General features: G+C 61.8%; 13 protein-coding genes. 9 read left to right on the top strand and 4 right to left on the bottom strand.

The features are described 5' to 3' along the window. Positions 1-26: 26 nt before the first annotated feature. Positions 27-731, bottom strand: a complete 705-nt coding sequence (gene treR, locus AC07OV_RS09045; RefSeq protein WP_176994407.1) for a trehalose operon repressor — start codon at positions 729-731, stop codon at positions 27-29. A gap of 271 nt (positions 732-1,002) precedes the next feature. Between treR and treP the strand changes: the two genes are divergently transcribed. The 5 genes from treP to AC07OV_RS09020 all read left to right on the top strand — a co-directional run bounded on the left by treP (position 1,003) and on the right by AC07OV_RS09020 (position 8,532). Beyond that, the gene (treP, locus tag AC07OV_RS09040) at positions 1,003-2,445 is read left to right on the top strand and encodes a PTS system trehalose-specific EIIBC component (protein WP_176994406.1); all 1,443 of its coding nucleotides are present in this window, start codon (positions 1,003-1,005) and stop codon (positions 2,443-2,445) included. Positions 2,446-2,562: 117 nt separating this feature from the next. Then, positions 2,563-4,209 (top strand): alpha,alpha-phosphotrehalase, encoded by a 1,647-nt coding sequence (treC, locus tag AC07OV_RS09035; protein WP_495092073.1) that lies wholly within the window; start codon positions 2,563-2,565, stop codon positions 4,207-4,209. A gap of 132 nt (positions 4,210-4,341) precedes the next feature. Further along, positions 4,342-5,562, top strand: coding sequence for a maltoporin (locus tag AC07OV_RS09030; protein ID WP_494996649.1), 1,221 nt, complete (start codon positions 4,342-4,344; stop codon positions 5,560-5,562). A 163-nt stretch (positions 5,563-5,725) separates the two neighbouring features. Continuing rightward, positions 5,726-8,251: a phosphoenolpyruvate--protein phosphotransferase gene (gene ptsP, locus AC07OV_RS09025; protein WP_495092072.1), complete on the top strand. Its 2,526-nt coding sequence runs from the start codon at positions 5,726-5,728 to the stop codon at positions 8,249-8,251. Between the two features lie 2 nt (positions 8,252-8,253). After that, positions 8,254-8,532 (top strand): PTS sugar transporter subunit IIB, encoded by a 279-nt coding sequence (locus tag AC07OV_RS09020; protein WP_176994402.1) that lies wholly within the window; start codon positions 8,254-8,256, stop codon positions 8,530-8,532. A gap of 123 nt (positions 8,533-8,655) precedes the next feature. Here AC07OV_RS09020 and mltF read toward each other — a convergent pair whose 3' ends face one another. Then, positions 8,656-10,116, bottom strand: a complete 1,461-nt coding sequence (mltF, locus tag AC07OV_RS09015) for a membrane-bound lytic murein transglycosylase MltF (protein WP_176994401.1) — start codon at positions 10,114-10,116, stop codon at positions 8,656-8,658. Positions 10,117-10,403: 287 nt separating this feature from the next. On the opposite strand from mltF, the gene purL reads away from it, so the two are divergent. The 4 genes from purL (at position 10,404) to AC07OV_RS08995 (ending at position 15,510) form a co-directional block, all read left to right on the top strand. Further along, a complete protein-coding gene (purL, locus tag AC07OV_RS09010; RefSeq protein WP_495092071.1) occupies positions 10,404-14,300 on the top strand; it encodes a phosphoribosylformylglycinamidine synthase in 3,897 nt (1,298 codons plus the stop codon). Positions 14,301-14,304: 4 nt separating this feature from the next. Further along, positions 14,305-14,616 (top strand): NGG1p interacting factor NIF3, encoded by a 312-nt coding sequence (locus AC07OV_RS09005; protein WP_495092070.1) that lies wholly within the window; start codon positions 14,305-14,307, stop codon positions 14,614-14,616. Positions 14,617-14,929: 313 nt separating this feature from the next. After that, complete coding sequence (locus AC07OV_RS09000) at positions 14,930-15,208, top strand: type II toxin-antitoxin system RelE/ParE family toxin (RefSeq protein ID WP_494996653.1); 279 nt, start codon at positions 14,930-14,932, stop codon at positions 15,206-15,208. Positions 15,209-15,222: 14 nt separating this feature from the next. Beyond that, positions 15,223-15,510 (top strand): HigA family addiction module antitoxin, encoded by a 288-nt coding sequence (locus AC07OV_RS08995; RefSeq protein ID WP_494996654.1) that lies wholly within the window; start codon positions 15,223-15,225, stop codon positions 15,508-15,510. Between the two features lie 373 nt (positions 15,511-15,883). Here AC07OV_RS08995 and nagE read toward each other — a convergent pair whose 3' ends face one another. Continuing rightward, positions 15,884-17,590 carry an N-acetylglucosamine-specific PTS transporter subunit IIBC gene (gene nagE / locus AC07OV_RS08990; protein ID WP_495092069.1) on the bottom strand — a complete coding sequence of 569 codons (1,707 nt, stop codon included), beginning with the start codon at positions 17,588-17,590 and terminating at the stop codon, positions 15,884-15,886. 26 nt (positions 17,591-17,616) lie between these two features. Then, positions 17,617-20,130: a phosphoenolpyruvate--protein phosphotransferase gene (ptsP, locus tag AC07OV_RS08985; protein WP_495092068.1), complete on the bottom strand. Its 2,514-nt coding sequence runs from the start codon at positions 20,128-20,130 to the stop codon at positions 17,617-17,619. Positions 20,131-20,138: the final 8 nt, after the last annotated feature.

Raw genomic sequence — 20,138 nt, 5'->3', positions numbered from 1 at the left:
ACGACAATAACGGCGGCGCCTTACCTTCACCGCCGCGCAATATCCGAAAAGTAAAACTTGTCCAACGTATGCCGCGACTCGGTGTACTCGAACTGCCGCCCGTCCTGCAAAAACGTCTGGTTACTCACCACGATCACATGGCTTTGCCCGTCAAGGTCCAGGTGTGCCTGGTCGTCCTTGCTGCGGGGCAGGGCTTCGATGGTGCGTTGGGCGTAGCTGATCTGCAACTGCAAGGTCTGTTCGATAAACGCGTAGATCGACTGCTCGGCGATGTCGCGGTCCAGGCCGGGGATCAGGTCTGCGACGAAGTGGTTGATGTCGAGGATCACGCGTTTGCCGCCGATGCGCCGTACCCGTTTGATGCGGGTGATCAGGGTGCCGGGTTCGGCTTCGATGTGTTGCAGCAGTGAACCTTCCAGCGGGAACTGGGTAAATTCGACCACTTCGGTGCGTACGTCATCGCCCAGGTCGGCGTGGGTTTCGTGGAAGCTGACGATGCCGCCCAACTGGAATTCGATCGGGTTGGGTGACAGCACGAAGGTGCCTTTGCCGTGGATCTTTTGCGCAAACCCGCGCTCTTGCAACTGCTCGATGGCACGACGAACGGTGCCTCGGCTGGCCTGGTAGCTGTCCATCAATTCTGTTTCGGAGGGAAGGCGCGTGCCGCGTTGCAGGCGTTCGGTGGTGATGCTGGCAAGCAGATCCGTATAGATCTGGTTGTATTTGCTCATGGGGATGGCTCTGTGCCTTTGCGTTCAGGCAGGAACCATAGTGGCACGGGTGGGGTTTGTCCATTAGACCCACGGATATCAACGCCCTTGTAGGGGCCGGCTTGCCGGCGATGGGGGCCTCACGAACAGCATCGCCAGCAAGCCAGGGCCAACAATTTTCAACTCGTACAGACGAGTTGTTGCATTAACTCGTACAGACGAGTACTTTTGCCCTCGGCGTGCTGCCAATGACTGCCCCCCCCAATAAAAAAAACCAAAGTGGAAAACAAGCATGAGCCACGACTACCCAGCTATCGCCCGCGAGATTCTCGAGAACCTCGGGGGCAGCGACAACCTTGAGCAAGCTGCCCACTGCGTGACGCGCCTGCGCCTGGCGCTGAAGGACCCGAGCCGGGTCAACAGCGCCGCGTTGAACCAGGTTGATCTGGTCAAGGGTTCGTTTTTTACCGGCGGCCTGTTTCAAATCGTGATCGGCCCGGGCGAGGTAGAAAAGGTCTACGCCGCCCTGCGTGAAGCCACCGGCCTTGCGGTGTCGACCATCGCCGACGTCAAGCAGAAGGGCGCCGACAAGACCAACGCCATGCAGCGTCTGGTGCGCGTATTTTCCGATGTGTTCATGCCGATCCTGCCCGCGCTGATCATCGCCGGCCTGTTGATGGGCGTGAACAACCTGATGGGCGCCAAGGGCATGTTCATCGAAGGCAAGACACTGCTGGAGGCGTATCCGAACCTGGATGGCCTGTGGAGCCTGATCAACCTGATGGCCAACACCTCGTTCGTGTTCCTGCCGGCGCTGGTGGGCTGGTCGGCGGCCAAGCGTTTTGGCGGCAGTGAAATCCTCGGCATCGTGCTGGGCCTGATGCTGGTACACCCGGACCTGCTCAATGCCTGGAACTACGGCAAGGCCGTGGCGGGGCTGGACGGCCAGAGCCTGCCGTACTTCGACATCTTTGGCTGGTTCAAGATCGAGAAAGTGGGCTACCAGGGGCAGATCCTGCCGATCCTGATGGCCGCCTACGTGATGAGCGTTATCGAAAAATGGCTGCGGGCGCGGGTGCCGAATGCCATTCAATTGCTGGTGGTGCCCATCACCACCATCGTGGTGACCGGCGTGCTGGCCCTGGCGATCATCGGCCCGGTCACGCGTCACCTCGGCATCCTGATCACCGAAGGCGTGGTCACCCTGTTCGACCTGGCGCCAATGCTCGGCGGGGCGATTTTCGGCCTGCTGTACGCGCCGCTGGTGATCACCGGCATGCACCACATGTTCCTCGCGGTGGACCTGCAACTGATCTCCACCCAGGGCGGCACCTTTATCTGGCCGATGATCGTCATGTCCAACCTGGCCCAGGGCAGTGCCGCCCTCGGTGTGTTCTACATGACCCGCAACGCGCGGGACAAAAGCATGGCGTCCACCTCGGCGATTTCCGCGTACTTCGGCATCACGGAGCCGGCGATGTTCGGCGTGAACCTGCGCTTCAAGTTCCCGTTCTATGCCGCGCTGCTGGGCTCGGCGCTGGGCAGTATTTTCCTGTCGCTGAACAAGGTGCAGGCGTCGGCCATCGGCGTCGGTGGCTTGCCTGGATTCATCTCGATCATTCCGCAGTACATCCCAAGCTTTGTGATCGGGATGGTCATCGCGATGGTCGTGCCGTTCGTCCTGACCTGTGCGTTGAGCATGAAGATTGTTCGGCCGGGTTATCGGGTCGCCTGATCGACCGCTATCGCCGGTAAGCCGGCTCCTACAGAGGAGTGCGGTCAACCGTAGGAACCGGCTTGCCGGCGATGAGGCCCTCAAGGCCCGCACAAAATTCTACTGAAGGAACCCCCCATGCAAACCTGGCAACACTCGGTGATCTACCAGATCTACCCAAAAAGCTTCCACAGCCACGCGGGTAACGCCACCGGTGACCTGCTGGGGATCGTGGACAAACTCGACTACCTCCAATGGCTGGGCGTCGACTGCCTGTGGATCACCCCGTTCCTGCGCTCGCCGCAGCGTGACAACGGCTACGACATCAGCGACTACTACGCCATCGACCCCAGCTACGGCACCATGGCCGACTGTGAACTGCTGATCAGCGAAGCAGCCAAGCGCGGCATCAAGCTGATGCTCGACATCGTGGTCAACCACACCTCCATCGAACACGAATGGTTCCAACAGGCGCGCAGCAGCCTCGATAACCCGTACCGCGACTTCTACATCTGGCGCGACCAGCCGAACAACTGGGAATCCAAGTTCGGCGGCTCGGCCTGGGAATACGAAGCGCAAACCGGCCAGTATTTCCTGCACCTGTTCGACCACACCCAGGCCGACCTGAATTGGGACAACCCCAAGGTGCGTGCCGAGGTGTTCAAGCTGATGCGCTTCTGGCGCGACAAGGGCGTGGGCGGTTTCCGCCTGGACGTGATCAACCTGATTTCCAAGCCCGCCGATTTCCCGGAAGACAACACCGACGGCCGCCGCTTCTACACCGACGGTCCGAACGTGCACGAGTACCTGCAGGAAATGCACCGCGAAGTTTTCGAAGGGCATGACCTGATCAACGTTGGCGAGATGTCATCCACCAGCCTTGAACATTGCATCCGCTACTCGCGGCCGGAATCGAAAGAGCTGTCGATGACCTTCAACTTTCATCACCTGAAAGTCGATTACCCGAACCTGCAGAAGTGGGTGAAGGCCGACTTCGATTTCCTGCAACTCAAGCAGATATTTTCCGACTGGCAGTTGGGCATGCAGGCCGGTGGCGGCTGGAACGCATTGTTCTGGTGTAACCACGACCAGCCGCGGGTGGTCTCGCGGTTTGGGGACGACGGTGAACACCGCGTGGTTTCGGCCAAGATGCTCGGCACCGCGCTGCACTTCCTCCAGGGCACACCGTACGTGTACCAGGGCGAAGAGTTGGGCATGACCAACCCGGGCTTCGACAGCATCGCGCAGTACCGCGATGTGGAGACCCTGAACATCTTCCGTCTCAAGCGTGATGCGGGCGAGTCCGAAGCGTCGAGCATGGCGGCGATCAAACAGAAATCGCGGGACAACAGCCGCACGCCGATGCAGTGGAACACCCAGGCCAATGCGGGCTTCAGCCGCAGCGAACCATGGATCGGCATCCCGGCCAACGCGGCGCAGATCAACGTCGAAAGCCAATTGGATGACCCGGATTCGGTGCTGCATCACTACCGCGCGCTGATTGCCTTGCGCCGCCGTGAACCGCTGATCCAGGAAGGTGTTTACCGCGAGCTGTTGCAAGACCACCTGCAAGTCTGGGCCTACCTGCGCGAAGGCCACGGTGAGCGCTTGCTGGTGCTGAACAACTTCTACGGCACGCCTTGTGAAATCCAGCTGCCGGACAACGTGATCAACCCGGCCGCCGAGCAACGCCTGCTGATCAGCAACTACCCCGACTGCCCGCAGCGCAACGCCACGATCACGTTGCGCCCTTACGAATCCTTCGTCCTGCACCTCAAGGACTGAAACACCGCTACCCCCTGTAGGAGCCGGCTTGCCGGCGATAGCGTCAGTTGAATCGCCATCGCCGACAAGCCGGCTCCTACAAAGGGCGCGTGCACCACGCAATAACAATAAGAAAAACATTAGGAGTGCTTCATGAAAACAACAATAAAGCTGGGCCTCGTTGCATCCTGTCTGAGCCTGCCGTTGGGCGCTCAGGCCCTGGAGTTTGCCGGTTACCTGCGCAGCGGCGCGGGCACCTCGACGGGCAGTGGCAAGCAGCAATGCTTCCAGTTACCGGGGGCACAATCCAAGTACCGCCTGGGCAACGAATGCGAACAGTATGCCGAGCTGGAACTGCGTCAGGACCTGCTGACCCTCGACGATGGCTCGGTGCTGAGCGTCGACGCCATGGCGTCCCTCTACAACAAATACGACCGTGCCCTTAAGTTCCAGGGCGACGACAACGGCTCGGCGCGCATGCCGCAGATGTATGCGCAGTGGTCCAACCTGCCCAGCCTCAATGGCGGCTCGGTGTGGGCCGGTCGGCGTTACTACAAACGTAATGACATCCATATCTCCGACTTCTACTACTGGAACCAGAGCGCCACGGGCGGTGGTATTGAGGACGTGTTGATCGGCGACCTCAAATACAGCTACGCCATTTCCCGCAAGGACAACCTGTACCAGAAGGAATACGCCACCCGTCACGACTTCAACGTGGCGGGCTTCAAGACCAACCCCGGCGGTGAGCTGGAGTTCGGCTTGAGCTACATCGAAAAAGCCGGTGGCCGCGACACCAACAGCGGTTGGGCGATCACGGCGCAGCATGTGCAAAAACCTTTCCTGGGCGGTAAGAACAAATTCGCCCTGCAATACGGCGAAGGCCCCGGCACTGGGCTGGGCTACACCGGCGACACCACCCTGGACAACAGCAGCAAAAGCTACCGCGCCGTGGAGTTTTTCGACTGGCAGGTGACCCCGCGCTTTGGCGGGCAGATCGAGGCGGTGTACCAGAAAGACATTCGCCCAGGCAGCCAGGACCAGACATGGATGTCCATCGGGGTGCGCCCTGCGTATGCCATCAGCGAACAGTTCAAGCTCGTCACTGAACTCGGGCACGATCAAGTCGACGCTACCGGCGGCACGCGCAAACTGAGCAAATTTACCTTCGCCCCGACCTGGTCGCCCAAAGGCCCGGATTTCTGGGCGCGGCCGGAAGTACGTTTGTACTACACCTATGCAACGTGGAACGAAGCGGCCAAGCGTGCGGCGAATGAATTGGCGGCAGGCTCGGCGTTGTCCGACACCGGCTCCTACGGCACGGCGCGGCATGGCTCCAACGTTGGTGTGCAAGTCGAATATTGGTGGAAATAAGAATGTGGGTGTACGCGGACTAATGTGGGAGCTGGCTTGCCTGCGATGCAGGCGACTCGGTTTTTCATCAGGACCGAGGTGATGCCATCGCAGGCAAGCCAGCTCCCACATTGGATCGTTGTTCGCCTTATGATTTTTACAGAACAAAACAGCAGGTGAAGTCATGACCGCAACGCAACCCCTGGAACTGCTGGCGCCCTTGTCCGGCGTGCTGCTGGCGCTGGACACGGTGCCCGACCCGGTGTTTTCCAGCCGCCTGATCGGCGATGGCCTGTGCATCGACCCCACGTCGCAGACGCTGTGCGCGCCGCTGGCCGGGGTGATCAGCAATATCCAGGACAGTGGTCATGCGGTCAGCGTTACCGATGACAATGGCGTGCAGGTCCTGATGCACATCGGCCTGGACACCGTGAACCTGGCCGGCCAGGGCTTCACCCGGCTGGTGCAGGAAGGCCAGCGGGTGGAGGTTGGCCAACCGCTGATCGAGTTTGATGCCGACTATGTGGCGCTCAATGCCCGCAGCCTGTTGACCCTGGTGCTGGTGGTCAGCGGCGAGCCGTTCACGGTGTTGGCGAACGGCCTTGTGGACGTGGGCCAGCCGCTGATGCAGGTTTCTCCGGGTGAAGCGATTGAAGCGACAGATGAGGAGGAGGGTGACGCACTGTTCTCCAAGCCACTGACGTTGCCCAATGCCAACGGCTTGCACGCGCGGCCTGCGGCGGTGTTTGCCCAGGCGGCCAAAGGCTTCAACGCGAGTATTTACCTGCACAAGCAAACCCAGAGCGCCAACGCGAAATCCCTGGTGGCGATCATGGCGCTGCAAACCGTGCAGGGCGACACCTTGCAGGTGAGCGCGGCGGGTGAGGAGGCCGAGGCGGCGATCAAGGCGCTGGTCACCTTGCTGGCCGAAGGTTGCGGCGAGACGGTCGCGGCAGTGGGTGAGCTGGTTGAAGCGGTTGCGCCGGAGTCTTCGGCAACCTTGCTGCGCGGCGTCTGTGCTTCGCCGGGTTCGGCTTTTGGCCAGGTGGTTCAGGTGGCAGAGCCGGAGCTTGCGATCACTGAACAGGGCGTCGGTGAAGCCGCCGAACGCGCGGGGCTGCAGCGTGGGTTGCTGGCGGCAAACGAGGCGTTGCAAGCCCTGCAAGCCAAGGCCGTCGGCAGCGCCCAAGCCGAGATCTTCCGCGCCCATCAGGAATTGCTCGAAGACCCGACCCTGCTTGAACACGCCCACGGCCTGCTGGCCGAAGGCAAAAGCGCTGCGTTTGCCTGGAACAGCGCCACGGTCGCCACCGCCAAGCAGTTCACGCAATTGGGCAATGCACTGCTCGCCGAACGCGCGGCAGACCTGGCCGATGTGGGCCAGCGTGTGCTGAAACTGATTCTGGGCATTCAAGACAGTGCCTGGGATTTGCCGGAACGCGCGATCCTGGTCGCCGAACAACTGACCCCGTCACAAACCGCCAGCCTCGATACGCGTAAAGTGCTGGGTTTTGTCACGGTCGGCGGCGGCGCCACCAGCCACGTGGCGATCCTCGCCCGGGCCCTCGGCCTACCCGCCATCTGCGGTGTGCCCCTGCAGGTGCTGTCGCTGGCCAACGGCAAACAGGTATTGCTGGACGCCGACAAAGGCGAACTGCACCTGGACCCGGACTTGGCCGAAATCGAGAGGCTTGAAACCGCACGCCAACAGCAGACGCTGCGCCGTCAGCGTGAAGTCGCCCAGGCATCCTTGCCCGCCACGACCCGCGACGGTCATCACGTTGAAGTCACGGCCAACGTCGCCTCGCTGCAAGAGGTGGAGCAGTCCCTGACCCTCGGCGGCGAAGGCGTCGGCCTGCTGCGTTCGGAGTTCCTCTACCTGGACCGCAATCGTGCGCCAAGCCCCGAGGAGCAGGCTGGCACCTACACCGCCATCGCCCGTGCCCTGGGCGCCGAGCGCAATCTGGTGGTGCGCACCCTGGACGTGGGTGGCGACAAGCCGTTGGCCTATGTGCCCATGGAGGCTGAAACCAATCCTTTCCTCGGGCTACGCGGCATTCGCCTGTGCCTTGAGCGTCCTGAACTGCTGCGCGAGCAGTTCCGCGCCATCCTCGCCAGCGCCGGTTTTGCGCGGCTGCACATTATGCTGCCGATGGTCAGCCTGCTGTCGGAGCTGCATTTGGCGCGCAAGATTCTGGAAGAAGAGGCGGCAGCGCTCGGGCTCAGCGAGTTGCCGAAGCTGGGCATCATGATCGAGGTGCCATCCGCCGCGCTGATGGCCGATGTGTTCGCTCCCCATGTGGACTTCTTCTCCATCGGCACCAACGACCTCACCCAATACACCCTGGCCATGGACCGCGATCACCCGCGCCTGGCCAGCCAGGCCGACAGCTTTCACCCTGCGGTGCTGCGCCTGATCGCCACCACGGTCAAGGCCGCCCATGCCCATGGCAAGTGGGTGGGCGTTTGCGGCGCGTTGGCGTCCGAAGCCTTGGCCGTACCGGTGTTGATCGGGCTGGGGGTGGATGAGCTGTCGGTCAGCGTGCCGCTGATTCCGACCATCAAGGCCACTGTGCGTGAGCTGGACCTGGCCGACTGCCAGATCATCGCCCGCCAGATCCTGGGCCTGGAAGAAGCCGCCCAAGTGCGTGAGGCCTTGAGCCAATACCACGCGGCCACCGTTGAATCCTCACCTGTTTTGGAGCACTGAGCATGTTCGAGAAATTGCAGCGAGCGTTTTGGAAAGCGCTGACGCCGGATCTGATTGCCGAGACGGTTGCCGCGCCGGTGCAGAATGAGTTGTCGGCAGGGGTGCTGAATGCGCTGGGTGGTGCGGATAATCTTAAGTCGCAGCAGCGTGTGGCGCTGACACGGGTGCGGGTGCAGTTGCAGGATGCGGGGCGGTTGGATGAACAGGCATTGAAGGCAGCCGGCGTGCCGGGCGTGATGGTGTTGGCAGGCGGCGTCGTCCACCTGATCACAGGTCTATAAGGCGACGCGGACAAAATGTGGGAGCGGGCTTGCCCGCGAATGCGGAGTGTCAGTCGCTATATATGCTGACTGATCCACCGCTTTCGCGGGCAAGCCCGCTCCCACATGGGTTCTGCAGTGTTCTTAGAGCTGCGGGTTATCTTCCGGCGGCTTGGTCTTGTCGATGCCCGGCACATGCAGGTTGCCTTCCACCACCTGGTTGCCTTCCAGCTGCGGCTGGGTCACCCAGGTGAGGATGTCGTAGTAACGCCGGATGTTCGCCACAAAGTGCACCGGTTCACCACCCCGCGCGTAGCCGTAGCGGGTCTTGCTGTACCACTGCTTCTGCGACAGGCGTGGCAGCATTTTCTTCACGTCCAGCCACTTGTTCGGGTTCAAGCCTTCGCGCTTGGCCAGGGTGCGGGCGTCGTCAAGGTGGCCGGTGCCGACGTTGTAGGCGGCGAGGGCGAACCAGGTACGATCCGGCTCGGCAATGCTGTCGTCCAGTTCGTCCTTGATCTTGGCCAGGTACTTGGCGCCCCCCATGATGCTTTGCTTGGCATCCAGGCGATTGGACACGCCCATCGCCTGGGCGGTGTTCTGGGTCAGCATCATCAGGCCGCGCACGCCGGTCTTGGAGGTGACGGCTGGTTGCCACAGCGATTCCTGATAGCCGATGGCCGCCAATAACCGCCAGTCGACCTTCTCTTCCTTGGCGTAAGCCCTGAAGTGCTTCTCGTACTTGGGCAGGCGCTGCTGCAAATGCTGGGCGAACGTGTAGGCGCCGACATAACCGAGGACATCGACATGCCCGTAGTAGCGGTCTTTGAGACGCTGCAGGGTGCCGTTCTTCTCGACCTTGTCCAGGTAGCTGTTGATCTCGTTGAGCAGGCTGTTGTCTTCACCTGCCGCCACGGCCCAGCTCTGGTTGCTGGCGTTGCCGAGGTCGAAGGCCACGCGCACGTTGGGGAAGTACACCTGGTTCATCGCCACTTCGTTGGAGTCCACCAGGGTCAGGTCGATCTGGCCCTCGTCCACCATACGCAGCAGGTCGACCACTTCAACGGCGTCGGACTCTTCGTATTCGATCGCAGGATTCTGCTTTTTAAGCTCCGCCAATTGCTCGGCGTGGGTGCTGCCCTTGAGCACCATGATCTTCTTGCCTACCAGGTCTGCCGCGTTGGTCGGGCGGGACTGGCCGTTGCGGTAGATGATCTGCGGGGTCACTTCCAGGTAAGGATGGGAGAAACGCACCTGCTGCTGGCGCTGCTCGCTGCTCACCAGGCCAGCAGCCGCCAGCACCGGGCCGTTGGGCTTGCCCAACTGGCCGAACAGGTCATCAAGGTTGTCGGCGGTCTCGATCTCCAGCTTGACCCCCAGGTCATCGGCAAAACGCTTGACCAGTTCGTATTCGAAACCGGTTTCACCGTTGCGGTCCTGGAAATAAGTGGCCGGACTGTTGCGGGTTACCACGCGCAATACGCCATCCTCCTTGATTCGCTCGAGCGTGCTGGGTTTATCAACACAGGCGCTGAGCAACAGGAAGAGTCCGGTGGCGAAGAGCCATTTGGCGCATCGCGGGCGCAAAGCAGTAGGGGAGAACATCTGCGCAGTATACGCAAACGGCCCACGGCGCCATATCTCGACAGCGTGGGACTTGTCTGCTAGCCACCGCAAAAGCGTGCTGCAGCCCGCAGAAATGGGGCTTGGCGGGCAATTGTGACGGTTAAAATAACTGCGCGGAATGTCCGGGATAACGCCCCGATACCGTGCAATCCGTGCCAACTGACGCCCGGCAGCGGCCACCGGTGCCGTTTCGGGTGCCGTTGGCGATGGTTTACGCTAGAATGCACGGCCTCAAAGCACACCCCCTTCCCGAGGCTGTCCCGAAGATGTTGATCCTGCGCGGCGCTCCTGCCCTTTCTGCCTTTCGCCACAGCAAACTCCTTGAGCAACTGAGCCAGAAGGTTCCAGCTGTTACAGGCCTGTACGCTGAATTTGCTCACTTCGCCGACGTTACCGGCGTATTGACCGCCGACGAACAGCAAGTGCTGGCACGCCTTCTGAAGTACGGCCCAAGCGTTCCCGTTCAAGAGCCGACTGGCCGCTTGTTCCTGGTTCTGCCACGGTTCGGCACCATCTCGCCCTGGTCGAGCAAGGCCAGCGACATCGCCCGCAACTGCGGCCTGGAAAAAATCCAGCGCCTGGAGCGGGGTATCTCCTTCTACGTCGCCGGCCAGTTCAGCGATGCCGAAGCCGAGCTGATCGCCAGCAGCCTGCACGACCGCATGACCCAGATCATCGTCAGCCAGCTGGAACAGGCTGCCGGCCTGTTCAGCCACGCCGAGCCTAAACCGCTGACCGCGATTGATGTGCTCGGCGGTGGCCGCGCCGCCCTCGAGAAGGCCAACACCGAACTCGGCCTGGCCCTGGCCGAAGACGAGATCGACTACCTGGTCAACGCCTTCAATGGCTTGAAGCGCAACCCGCACGACATCGAACTGATGATGTTCGCCCAGGCCAACTCCGAGCACTGCCGTCACAAGATCTTCAACGCCAGTTGGGATATCGACGGCGAAAGCCAGGAAAAAAGCCTGTTCGGCATGATCAAGAACACCTACGTGATGCACAGCGAAGGTGTTCTGTCGGCTTATAAGGACAACGCCTCGGTGATCGTCGGCTCCGTCGCCGGCCGTTTCTTCCCGGACCCGGAAACCCGCCAGTACGGCGCGGTGCAGGAGCCGGTGCACATCCTGATGAAGGTTGAGACCCACAACCACCCGACCGCGATTGCCCCGTTCCCGGGCGCCGCCACCGGTTCGGGCGGCGAAATCCGTGACGAAGGTGCCACCGGCCGTGGCGCCAAGCCAAAGGCGGGCCTCACCGGTTTCACCGTGTCCAACCTGCAGATCCCGGGCTTTGAACAGCCATGGGAAGTGCCGTACGGCAAGCCTGAGCGCATCGTTACTGCGCTGGACATCATGATTGAAGGCCCGCTGGGCGGCGCTGCATTCAACAACGAATTCGGCCGTCCTGCGCTGACGGGCTACTTCCGTACCTTCGAGCAGTCCATCACCACCCCCCGTGGCGATGAAGTACGCGGCTACCACAAGCCGATCATGCTGGCTGGCGGCATGGGCAACATCCGTGAAGAACACGTCAAGAAAGGCGAGATCCTGGTCGGCTCCAAGCTGATCGTCCTCGGCGGCCCGGCGATGTTGATCGGCCTGGGCGGCGGCGCGGCTTCCTCCATGGCCACCGGCACCAGCTCGGCAGACCTGGACTTCGCTTCCGTACAGCGTGAAAACCCAGAGATGGAACGTCGCTGCCAGGAAGTCATCGACCGTTGCTGGCAGTTGGGTAACAAGAACCCGATCAGCTTCATCCACGACGTCGGCGCGGGCGGTCTGTCCAACGCCTTCCCGGAACTGGTCAACGACGGCGACCGTGGTGGCCGTTTCGAACTGCGCAACATTCCAAACGACGAGCCGGGCATGGCCCCGCACGAAATCTGGAGCAACGAATCCCAGGAACGCTACGTGCTGGCCGTCGGCCCTGAAGACTTCGCGCGCTTCCAGGCCATCTGCGAACGCGAGCGCTGCCCGTTTGCCGTGGTTGGCGAAGCCACTGCCGAGCCACAGTTGACCGTGACTGACAGCCACTTCGGCAACAGCCCGGTGGACATGCCGCTCGAAGTGCTGCTGGGCAAAGCCCCGCGCATGCACCGTTCGGCCGTGCGTGAAGCCGAGCTGGGCGATGACTTCGACCCAAGCACACTGGAACTGGCCGACAGCATCGAACGCGTGCTGCACCACCCGGCCGTGGCGAGCAAAAGCTTCCTGATCACCATCGGCGACCGCACCATCACTGGCCTGGTTGCCCGTGACCAAATGGTTGGCCCATGGCAAGTGCCGGTGGCCGACGTTGCCGTCACCGCCACCAGCTTCGACGTCTATACGGGTGAAGCCATGGCCATGGGCGAGCGTACCCCGCTGGCCTTGCTGGACGCCCCGGCGTCGGGCCGCATGGCCATTGGTGAAACCCTCACCAACATCGCTGCGTCGCGCATCGGCAAGCTGTCCGACATCAAGTTGTCGGCCAACTGGATGTCCGCTGCTGGCCATCCGGGTGAAGACGCCCGCCTGTACGACACCGTTAAAGCGGTCGGCATGGAGCTGTGCCCTGAGCTGGGCCTGACCATTCCGGTGGGCAAGGACTCCATGTCCATGGCCACGCGCTGGAACGAAGACGGTTCGGACAAGAGCGTCACTTCGCCGCTGTCGCTGATCGTCACCGGTTTTGCGCCGGTCACCGACATCCGTCAGACCCTGACCCCGCAACTGCGCATGGACAAGGGCACCACCGACCTGATCCTGATTGACCTGGGCCGTGGCCAGAACCGCATGGGCGCCTCGATCCTGGCGCAGACCCATGGCAAGTTGGGCAAGCAGGCACCGGACGTCGATGACGCCGAAGACCTCAAAGCCTTCTTCGCGGTGATCCAGGGCCTCAACGCCGACGGCCACCTGCTGGCTTACCACGACCGTTCCGATGGTGGCTTGCTGACCAGCGTCGTGGAAATGGCCTTCGCCGGTCACTGCGGCCTGAACATCGTGCTCGACAGCGTTGCCGAGGATGCATCCGAAATCAACGGCATCCTGTTCAACGAAGAGTTGGGCGCGGTGATCCAGGTTCGCCAGGACGCAACGCCAGACGTACTCGCACAATTCAGCGCCGCTGGCCTGGGCGACTGCGTGGCGGTGATCGGCCAGCCGATCAACAACGGCCAGATCGACATCGTCTTCAACGGCGACACCGTGTTCGAAGGTCAGCGCCGCCTGCTGCAACGCCAGTGGGCTGAAACCAGCTACCAGATCCAACGCCTGCGTGATAACGCCGACTGCGCCGAGCAGGAATTCGACGTAATCCTGGAAGAAGACAACCCGGGCCTGAGCACCAAGCTCAGCTTCGACGTCAACCAGGACATTGCCGCGCCTTACATCAAGAAAGGCATCCGCCCACAAGTTGCCGTGCTGCGTGAGCAGGGCGTCAACGGCCAGGTGGAAATGGCGGCCGCGTTCGACCGCGCCGGTTTCAATGCGATCGACGTGCACATGAGCGACATCCTCGCCGGTCGCGTTGACCTCAACGAATTCAAAGGCCTGGTGGCCTGCGGTGGTTTCTCCTACGGCGACGTGCTGGGTGCCGGTGAAGGCTGGGCCAAATCGGCCTTGTTCAACAGCCGTGCCCGCGACGCGTTCCAAGGGTTCTTCGAGCGCAACGACAGCTTCACCCTGGGTGTGTGCAACGGTTGCCAGATGATGTCCAACCTCAGCGAACTGATCCCGGGCAGCGAGTTCTGGCCGCACTTTGTGCGCAACCGTTCCGAGCAGTTCGAGGCCCGTGTCGCCATGGTGCAGGTGCAGGAGTCCAACTCGATCTTCCTGCAAGGTATGGCCGGTTCGCGCATGCCAATCGCCATCGCCCACGGTGAAGGCCATGCCGAGTTCGCCAGCGAAGAAGCGTTGCTGGAAGCCGACCTGTCCGGTTGCGTGGCCATGCGTTTTGTCGACAACCACGGCAAAGTCACCGAGACCTACCCGGCCAACCCGAACGGCTCGCCGCGCGGGATCACTGGCCTTACCAGCCGCGACGGCCGCGTGACCATCATGATGCCGCACCCGGAACGCGTGTTCCGCGCCGTGCAGAACTCGTGGCGCCCGGAAGAGTGGAACGAAGACGGCGCGTGGATGCGCATGTTCCGCAACGCTCGCGTGTGGGTGAACTAAGACGGTGTACAAGCTCGCCTTTTTTGTGCCCGCAAGCCACGTGGAGACGGTGAAAACCGCCGTCTTCGCAGCCGGCGGCGGGCGCATCGGCAACTACGACAGCTGCGCCTGGCAAGTGCTGGGCCAGGGCCAATTCCGCGCGATGGACGGCAGCCAGCCGTTTCTCGGGCAGATTGGCCAGGTTGAAGTGGTTGAGGAATGGAAGGTTGAGCTGTTGGTGGCGGATGAATTGATCGTGGCTGTCGTGGCTGCGCTCAAACTGAGCCACCCGTACGAGACACCGGCGTATGAGGTGTGGCAGTTGGCGGATTTCTGATTCGCACGCTGCAAAAACAAGAAACCCGCTGGGCCCGTTTGGTCAGCGGGTTTTTTGTTGCCTGTCAGTGCCTCATCGCCGGCAAGCCGGCTCCTACAGAGGGACGCGATCAACTGTAGGAGCCGGCTTGCCGGCGATGGCATCCATACAGGCGCTTCGGACCTTTCCGACAAACCATTCAGGTTGTCCCTCGGAACCTGCCTTCCTAGCCTTCCCGCTTCGAATTCTCTCGGCGATGGAATGATATGAATCTGACATCCAGAACCGATATGCGGCTGTTGCAGGGCGTGATGTATCGCATCACAATCGCGCCATGATTATTAGCTGGAAGCATAAAGGCCTTCGTGTTTTTTATGAGACTGGCTCTACAAAAGGGATTTGGGCCAACCATGCAAATCGCCTGCGCCGTGTTCTGCTGATTTTAAACAGCGCGAGTCATTGGAGCGATCTAGAGCTGCCAGGTTGGCACTTCCATCGCTTGAAGGGAGACCTGGTTGACTACTGGTCAGTGAGCATCAGTGGTAACTGGCGCATCATTTTTCGCATGTATGACGATCAAGTCGAGCTGGTCGACTATCTGGATTACCACTGAGAAGGGGTCTGTTTATGGATATGCACAATCCTCCTCACCCAGGGGAAATACTGCTTGAGGATGTTATTCCCGGGCTGGGAATGACGATCACTGAAGTGGCGCGGCGTTTGGGTTTTGCCAGGGAGACGTTTTCAAGAATTCTCCACGGGCATGCGCCGGTCAGCCCTGATCTGGCTGTACGGCTTGAGCGTGCTGGCATCAGCAAGGCCCGGATGTGGCTCTCCATGCAGAGCAGCTATGACCTTTGGCAGGCAGAGCATCGAGAGCAGCCTGTGATTGAGCGGTTTGCTCGGGTTGAATAAGTGCGATTAAAGCGCCCGGCTTAGGCCGGGTTTTTGTTGTCTGCGATATCTCCAAGTCTCGGAGATTTCCGACAAGCCTTTCAGGTTGTCCCTCGGAACTGGCGTCACTAGTCTTCCCGGGTCGCCATCTATGTGGTGACCGGGACTGCAAGCCTGAAATTCTCACCAGGAGCCTTTTCCGCATGGAGTTTTACGATGATCCACGAAAACGTATGACCTTAATCAAGCACCTCTGAAACCATGTCCCAGATGACAGGCGACCAGTCAGTTAAGGCCAATCGCAGGCAAGCCAGCTCCCACATTTTGAATGTGTTCACAGGTCAAAAGTGGGAGCTGGCTTGCCTGCGATGGGGGCAGCTCAGACAGGGATGATTTAAACCCTGGCCCCGACCTCACGGCCGCTGACCAACCGCTCCATAGCCTCACCCAACCCGGATGCCTTGTCACCAATCAACAAGTGCCAAACACCGCTATCCAGTTGACTCACACCTTGGCAACCCAGCGCAGTCAGGTCCGCTTCCGACAACACCGAATCATCCCCCAACTCCACCCGCAACCGAGTCATCGCCACGGCTTCCAGTTGCCGCACATTTCCCCGGCCACCCAAGGCGCTCAGCCATTTCTCGGCTTCCTGCACATTCACTGCAACCGGCTTATCCACAGGCGCAACGGCGACAGGCGCACTGGCAACAAACGACGGCATGGCCAAGCGAATCTCATCAGCAATGCTATCGGCCATCGGCCCCACCACCACCTGCAAACTCCCGCCATTCCCCGGCCGAACCACGGCCATGGCGCCCAGTGCTTTCAACTCGGCATCCACTGCTTTGTTGCGGTCCACCATGTCCAAGCGCAGGCGTGTGGTGCAGGCACCGACGCTCAGTAGATTCTCTGCGCCACCCAAGGCCTGGATGTAGGCCGTGGCGCGCTGGTTATCACTCATGGCCTCAGCCTGCACCACCTGGATATCTTCCCGCCCCGGCGTCTTCAGGTTGAAGCGGCGAATGCAGTAGTTGAACACGCTGTAGTAGACCACCGCGTACGCCAGGCCCACCGGGAACACCAGCCAGCCATTGGTGGACTTGCCCCAGCCCAGCACCATGTCGATAAACCCACCGGAGAAGGTAAAGCCCAGGTGAATGTTCAGCATGTTGGTGACGGCCATCGACAGGCCGGTCAGCACCGCGTGGATCAGGTACAAAAACGGCGCGAGGAACATGAACGCGAATTCAATCGGCTCGGTCACCCCGGTCAAAAACGAGGTCAACGCCATCGACAGGAAAATCCCGCCCATCACTTTACGGCGCTCCGGCAGCGCATTGCGATACATCGCCAAACACGCGGCCGGCAGGCCGAACAGCATCACCGGGAACATGCCGGTCATGAACTGGCCGCCTTTCGGGTCGCCAGCGAAGTAGCGGGTCAGGTCACCTGTCACCACCGCGCCAGTCACCGGGTCGGTGAAGCTGCCGAACACAAACCAGGCCATGTTGTTGAGGATGTGGTGCAGCCCGGTGACGATCAGCAGGCGGTTGAACACGCCAAACACAAAGGCGCCAAAGCTGCCGCTTTCCATCAGCAGCACGCCGAAGCTGTTGATGCCGTGCTGGATCGGCGGCCAGATCAGGCCGAAGATCACACCCAAGGCGACCGCCGAGAAACCGGTGACAATCGGCACAAACCGCCGCCCGCCGAAGAAGGCCAGGTACTCCGGCAGCTTGATGTCCTTGAAGCGGTTGTACAGCCCGCCCGCCATCAGGCCGCTGGCGATACCGGCGAGCATGCCCATGTTGATGGTGCTGTCCATCACCTTGAGGGTGGAGACCATCACCAGGTAACCAATCGCCCCGGCCAGGCCTGCGGTGCCGTTATTGTCGCGGGCAAAACCCACGGCAATGCCGATGGCGAAGATCAGCGCCAGGTTGGCGAAGATTGCTTGCCCCGCGTCGTGCATCACCGCGATGTTCAGCAGATCAGTGTCGCCCAGGCGCAGCAGGAGGCCGGCGATCGGCAGGATCGCGATCGGCAGCATCAGTGCACGGCCCAGGCGTTGCAGGCCTTCGATGAAATGTTGGTACATGGCGAGTCTCCCTTTTCTTGTTGTTGTCAGCTCAGCGGCCAGTGGTGTTGACAGGCTTGGCGAACGGCTTTGGCGCTGCTCAGGTCGAGCAGGCCTTGGCTCAATTGCCGGCATTGCGCCGCGTCCAGGTGGCGGACTCGGTCCTTGATTTCTCCGATCTGGGGCGGGCTCACCGACAGCTCGCTGACGCCCAGGCCCACCAGTACCGGCGTGGCCAACGGGTCGGAGGCGAGGGCTCCACACACGCCGACCCAACGCCCGTGTTTCGCAGCGCCGGCGCAGGTCTGGGCGATCAGCCGCAGCAGTGCCGGGTGCAGGGCGTCGACCCGCGCGGCGAGGCCGGCGTGGTCGCGGTCCATGGCCAGGGTGTACTGGGACAGGTCATTGGTGCCGATGGACAGGAAGTCCGCATGCTTGGCCAACTGTTCAGCCATCAGCGCGGCGGCAGGCACTTCGATCATCACCCCCAGTTCGGGGCGCAAGGTCAGTTCCAGCTCGGCGCACAGTTCATCCAGGCGCAGGCGGATCTGCAGCAACTCATCCACCTCACTGACCATCGGCAACAGGATGCGGCAGCGCTCCAGCGGGCTGACTTGCAGCAGCGCACGCAGTTGCTGGTCGAGCAGTTCGGGGCGCACCTGGGCCATGCGAATGCCGCGCAAGCCGAGCACCGGGTTGGCCTCGACGGGCAGCGGCAGGTAATCAAGCTGTTTGTCGCCACCCACGTCGATGGTGCGGATGATCACCGACTTGTCGCCCATCGCATCCAGCACGGCTTGATAGGCCTGGCGCTGCTCTTGTTCATCCGGCGCGGTACGGCGGTCGACAAACAGGAATTCGGTGCGCAGCAGGCCGACGCCATCGGCGCCGTTTTCAAAGGCCACTCGGGCTTCGGCGCTGGAGGCGACATTCGCAGCGATTTCGATGGTCACGCCATCGGTGGTGCGCGCCGGTTGTTGGGCCTGGGCATGTTGCTGTTGGCGGCGCAGTGTCTGTGCATCACGAATCCGGTGCACCTCGGCGTGACGCGCCTCGCTAGGGGCCAGTTCCAAACGGCCGTTGGCGGCGTCGAGCACCACGCGTTGGCCTTGGGGCACGTCAAGCACTTCGGCGCCCAGCGCGACCACACACGGCAGGCCTTTGCCACGGGCCAAAATAGCCACGTGAGACGTGGCGCCGCCTTCGGCCATGCAGATACCGACGGCCTGCTGCGCACTCAGTTGCAACAGGTCGGACGGGGTCAGTTCATGGGCACTGACAATTGCACCGGCTGGCAACTCGAAATGCCAGGCTTCCCCGAGCAGTGCGCGCAGTACCCGTTGTTGCAGGTCACGCAGGTCGTTGGCGCGCTCGGCAAACAGTGGTTTGCCCAGGGCCAGCAATACCGCGCACTGCGCCTGGATGGCATCGCGCCAGGCGTGCGTCGCTGCGCTGCCTTGTTCGATGGAACCGGTCGCGGCTTCCAGCAGGTTAGGGTCTTCCAGCAGGGCAAGGTGGGCGGCGAAGATGTCCTCTTCCTCGATGTTCTTGCGCTGGCGAGCGTGGTCCAGGGTCTTGCGGATCTCGCTGCGCACTTGCTCCAGCGCGGTGTCCAGGCGTTGCAGTTGTTCATCGGCGGCGTGGTTGCCGGTGTCGGCTGGCAGTTCAATGCCGGCCAGGCGGAACAGCGGCCCGCAGACCAATCCCGGTGCGGCGCATACGCCTTGCAACACGCCGACTTCGGTACTGGCCTTGCGCGGCGCAACGGCGGCGACGGGGGCGTGGTGTTCTTCCTGGATGGCGGCGGACAAGGCGGCGACCAATGCCTGCACGGCGGCGTCGGCGTCTTTGCCGCGGCAGGTCACGCGCACCTCATCGCCTTCGCCAATCCCCAGGCCCATCAAGCCGATCAGGCTGTCGCACGAGGCGGATTTGTCACCGTAGTGCAACCACGCCTGGCTGCTGAAATCCTGGGCGGCCTTGCGCACCAAGGCGGCCGGGCGTGCATGCAAACCGCCACGGTGAGTGATGCGCACACGGGCGCTGGCTTCCGCGACCGAGTTATCCACAGTTGTCTGGGCTTGCGCCGTCGAACGCGTCACGATCTGCAACAACGGCTCGCCGACCTTGACGCTGTTCCCGGCCACCGGCCGCAGCTCAAACCGTTCGCCATTGGTCAGGATGATCAGGCTGACCAGGCTCTTGCACTGGCGCGCAATGCGGTCCAGGTCAAACTGCACCAGGGCCTGGCCCTTGCTCACCCAGGCGCCGTCCTTGACCAGCAAGGCAAAGCCTTCGCCATTGAGTTCAACCGTGTCGATGCCCACATGCATCAGCACTTCGGCACCGTTCTCGGCGCGGATCGTCAGTGCATGGCCGGTACGTGCGACGTGGATGATCACGCCGTCGCAGGGCGCGTGCAGGCAATCGTTCAGCGGGTCGATGGCAATGCCGTCGCCCATGGCACCACTGGCGAACACTTCATCGGGAACGTTGCCCAGGGTCAGCAGCGGCCCGCTTAACGGGGCGCTGAGGGTCAATGCATTATTGTTGTTGGACATGGGCACGG

It is taken from the genome of Pseudomonas sp. GW821-FHT09A09 (assembly GCF_059418405.1).
This window is presented reverse-complemented; position numbering and strand designations above follow the sequence as displayed.

Excerpts from the sequence above, each read along its gene's own strand:
- AC07OV_RS08995 (WP_494996654.1), top strand. The coding sequence starts at position 15,223 with ATGGATATGCACAATCCTCCTCACCCAGGGGAAATACTGCTTGAGGAT.
- nagE (WP_495092069.1), bottom strand. The coding sequence starts at position 17,590 with ATGTACCAACATTTCATCGAAGGCCTGCAACGCCTGGGCCGTGCACTG.
- ptsP (WP_495092068.1), bottom strand. The coding sequence starts at position 20,130 with ATGTCCAACAACAATAATGCATTGACCCTCAGCGCCCCGTTAAGCGGG.
- purL (WP_495092071.1), top strand. The coding sequence starts at position 10,404 with ATGTTGATCCTGCGCGGCGCTCCTGCCCTTTCTGCCTTTCGCCACAGC.
- treP (WP_176994406.1), top strand. The coding sequence starts at position 1,003 with ATGAGCCACGACTACCCAGCTATCGCCCGCGAGATTCTCGAGAACCTC.
- ptsP (WP_495092072.1), top strand. The coding sequence starts at position 5,726 with ATGACCGCAACGCAACCCCTGGAACTGCTGGCGCCCTTGTCCGGCGTG.
- AC07OV_RS09030 (WP_494996649.1), top strand. The coding sequence starts at position 4,342 with ATGAAAACAACAATAAAGCTGGGCCTCGTTGCATCCTGTCTGAGCCTG.
- mltF (WP_176994401.1), bottom strand. The coding sequence starts at position 10,116 with ATGTTCTCCCCTACTGCTTTGCGCCCGCGATGCGCCAAATGGCTCTTC.
- AC07OV_RS09000 (WP_494996653.1), top strand. The coding sequence starts at position 14,930 with ATGATTATTAGCTGGAAGCATAAAGGCCTTCGTGTTTTTTATGAGACT.
- treC (WP_495092073.1), top strand. The coding sequence starts at position 2,563 with ATGCAAACCTGGCAACACTCGGTGATCTACCAGATCTACCCAAAAAGC.
- AC07OV_RS09020 (WP_176994402.1), top strand. The coding sequence starts at position 8,254 with ATGTTCGAGAAATTGCAGCGAGCGTTTTGGAAAGCGCTGACGCCGGAT.
- treR (WP_176994407.1), bottom strand. The coding sequence starts at position 731 with ATGAGCAAATACAACCAGATCTATACGGATCTGCTTGCCAGCATCACC.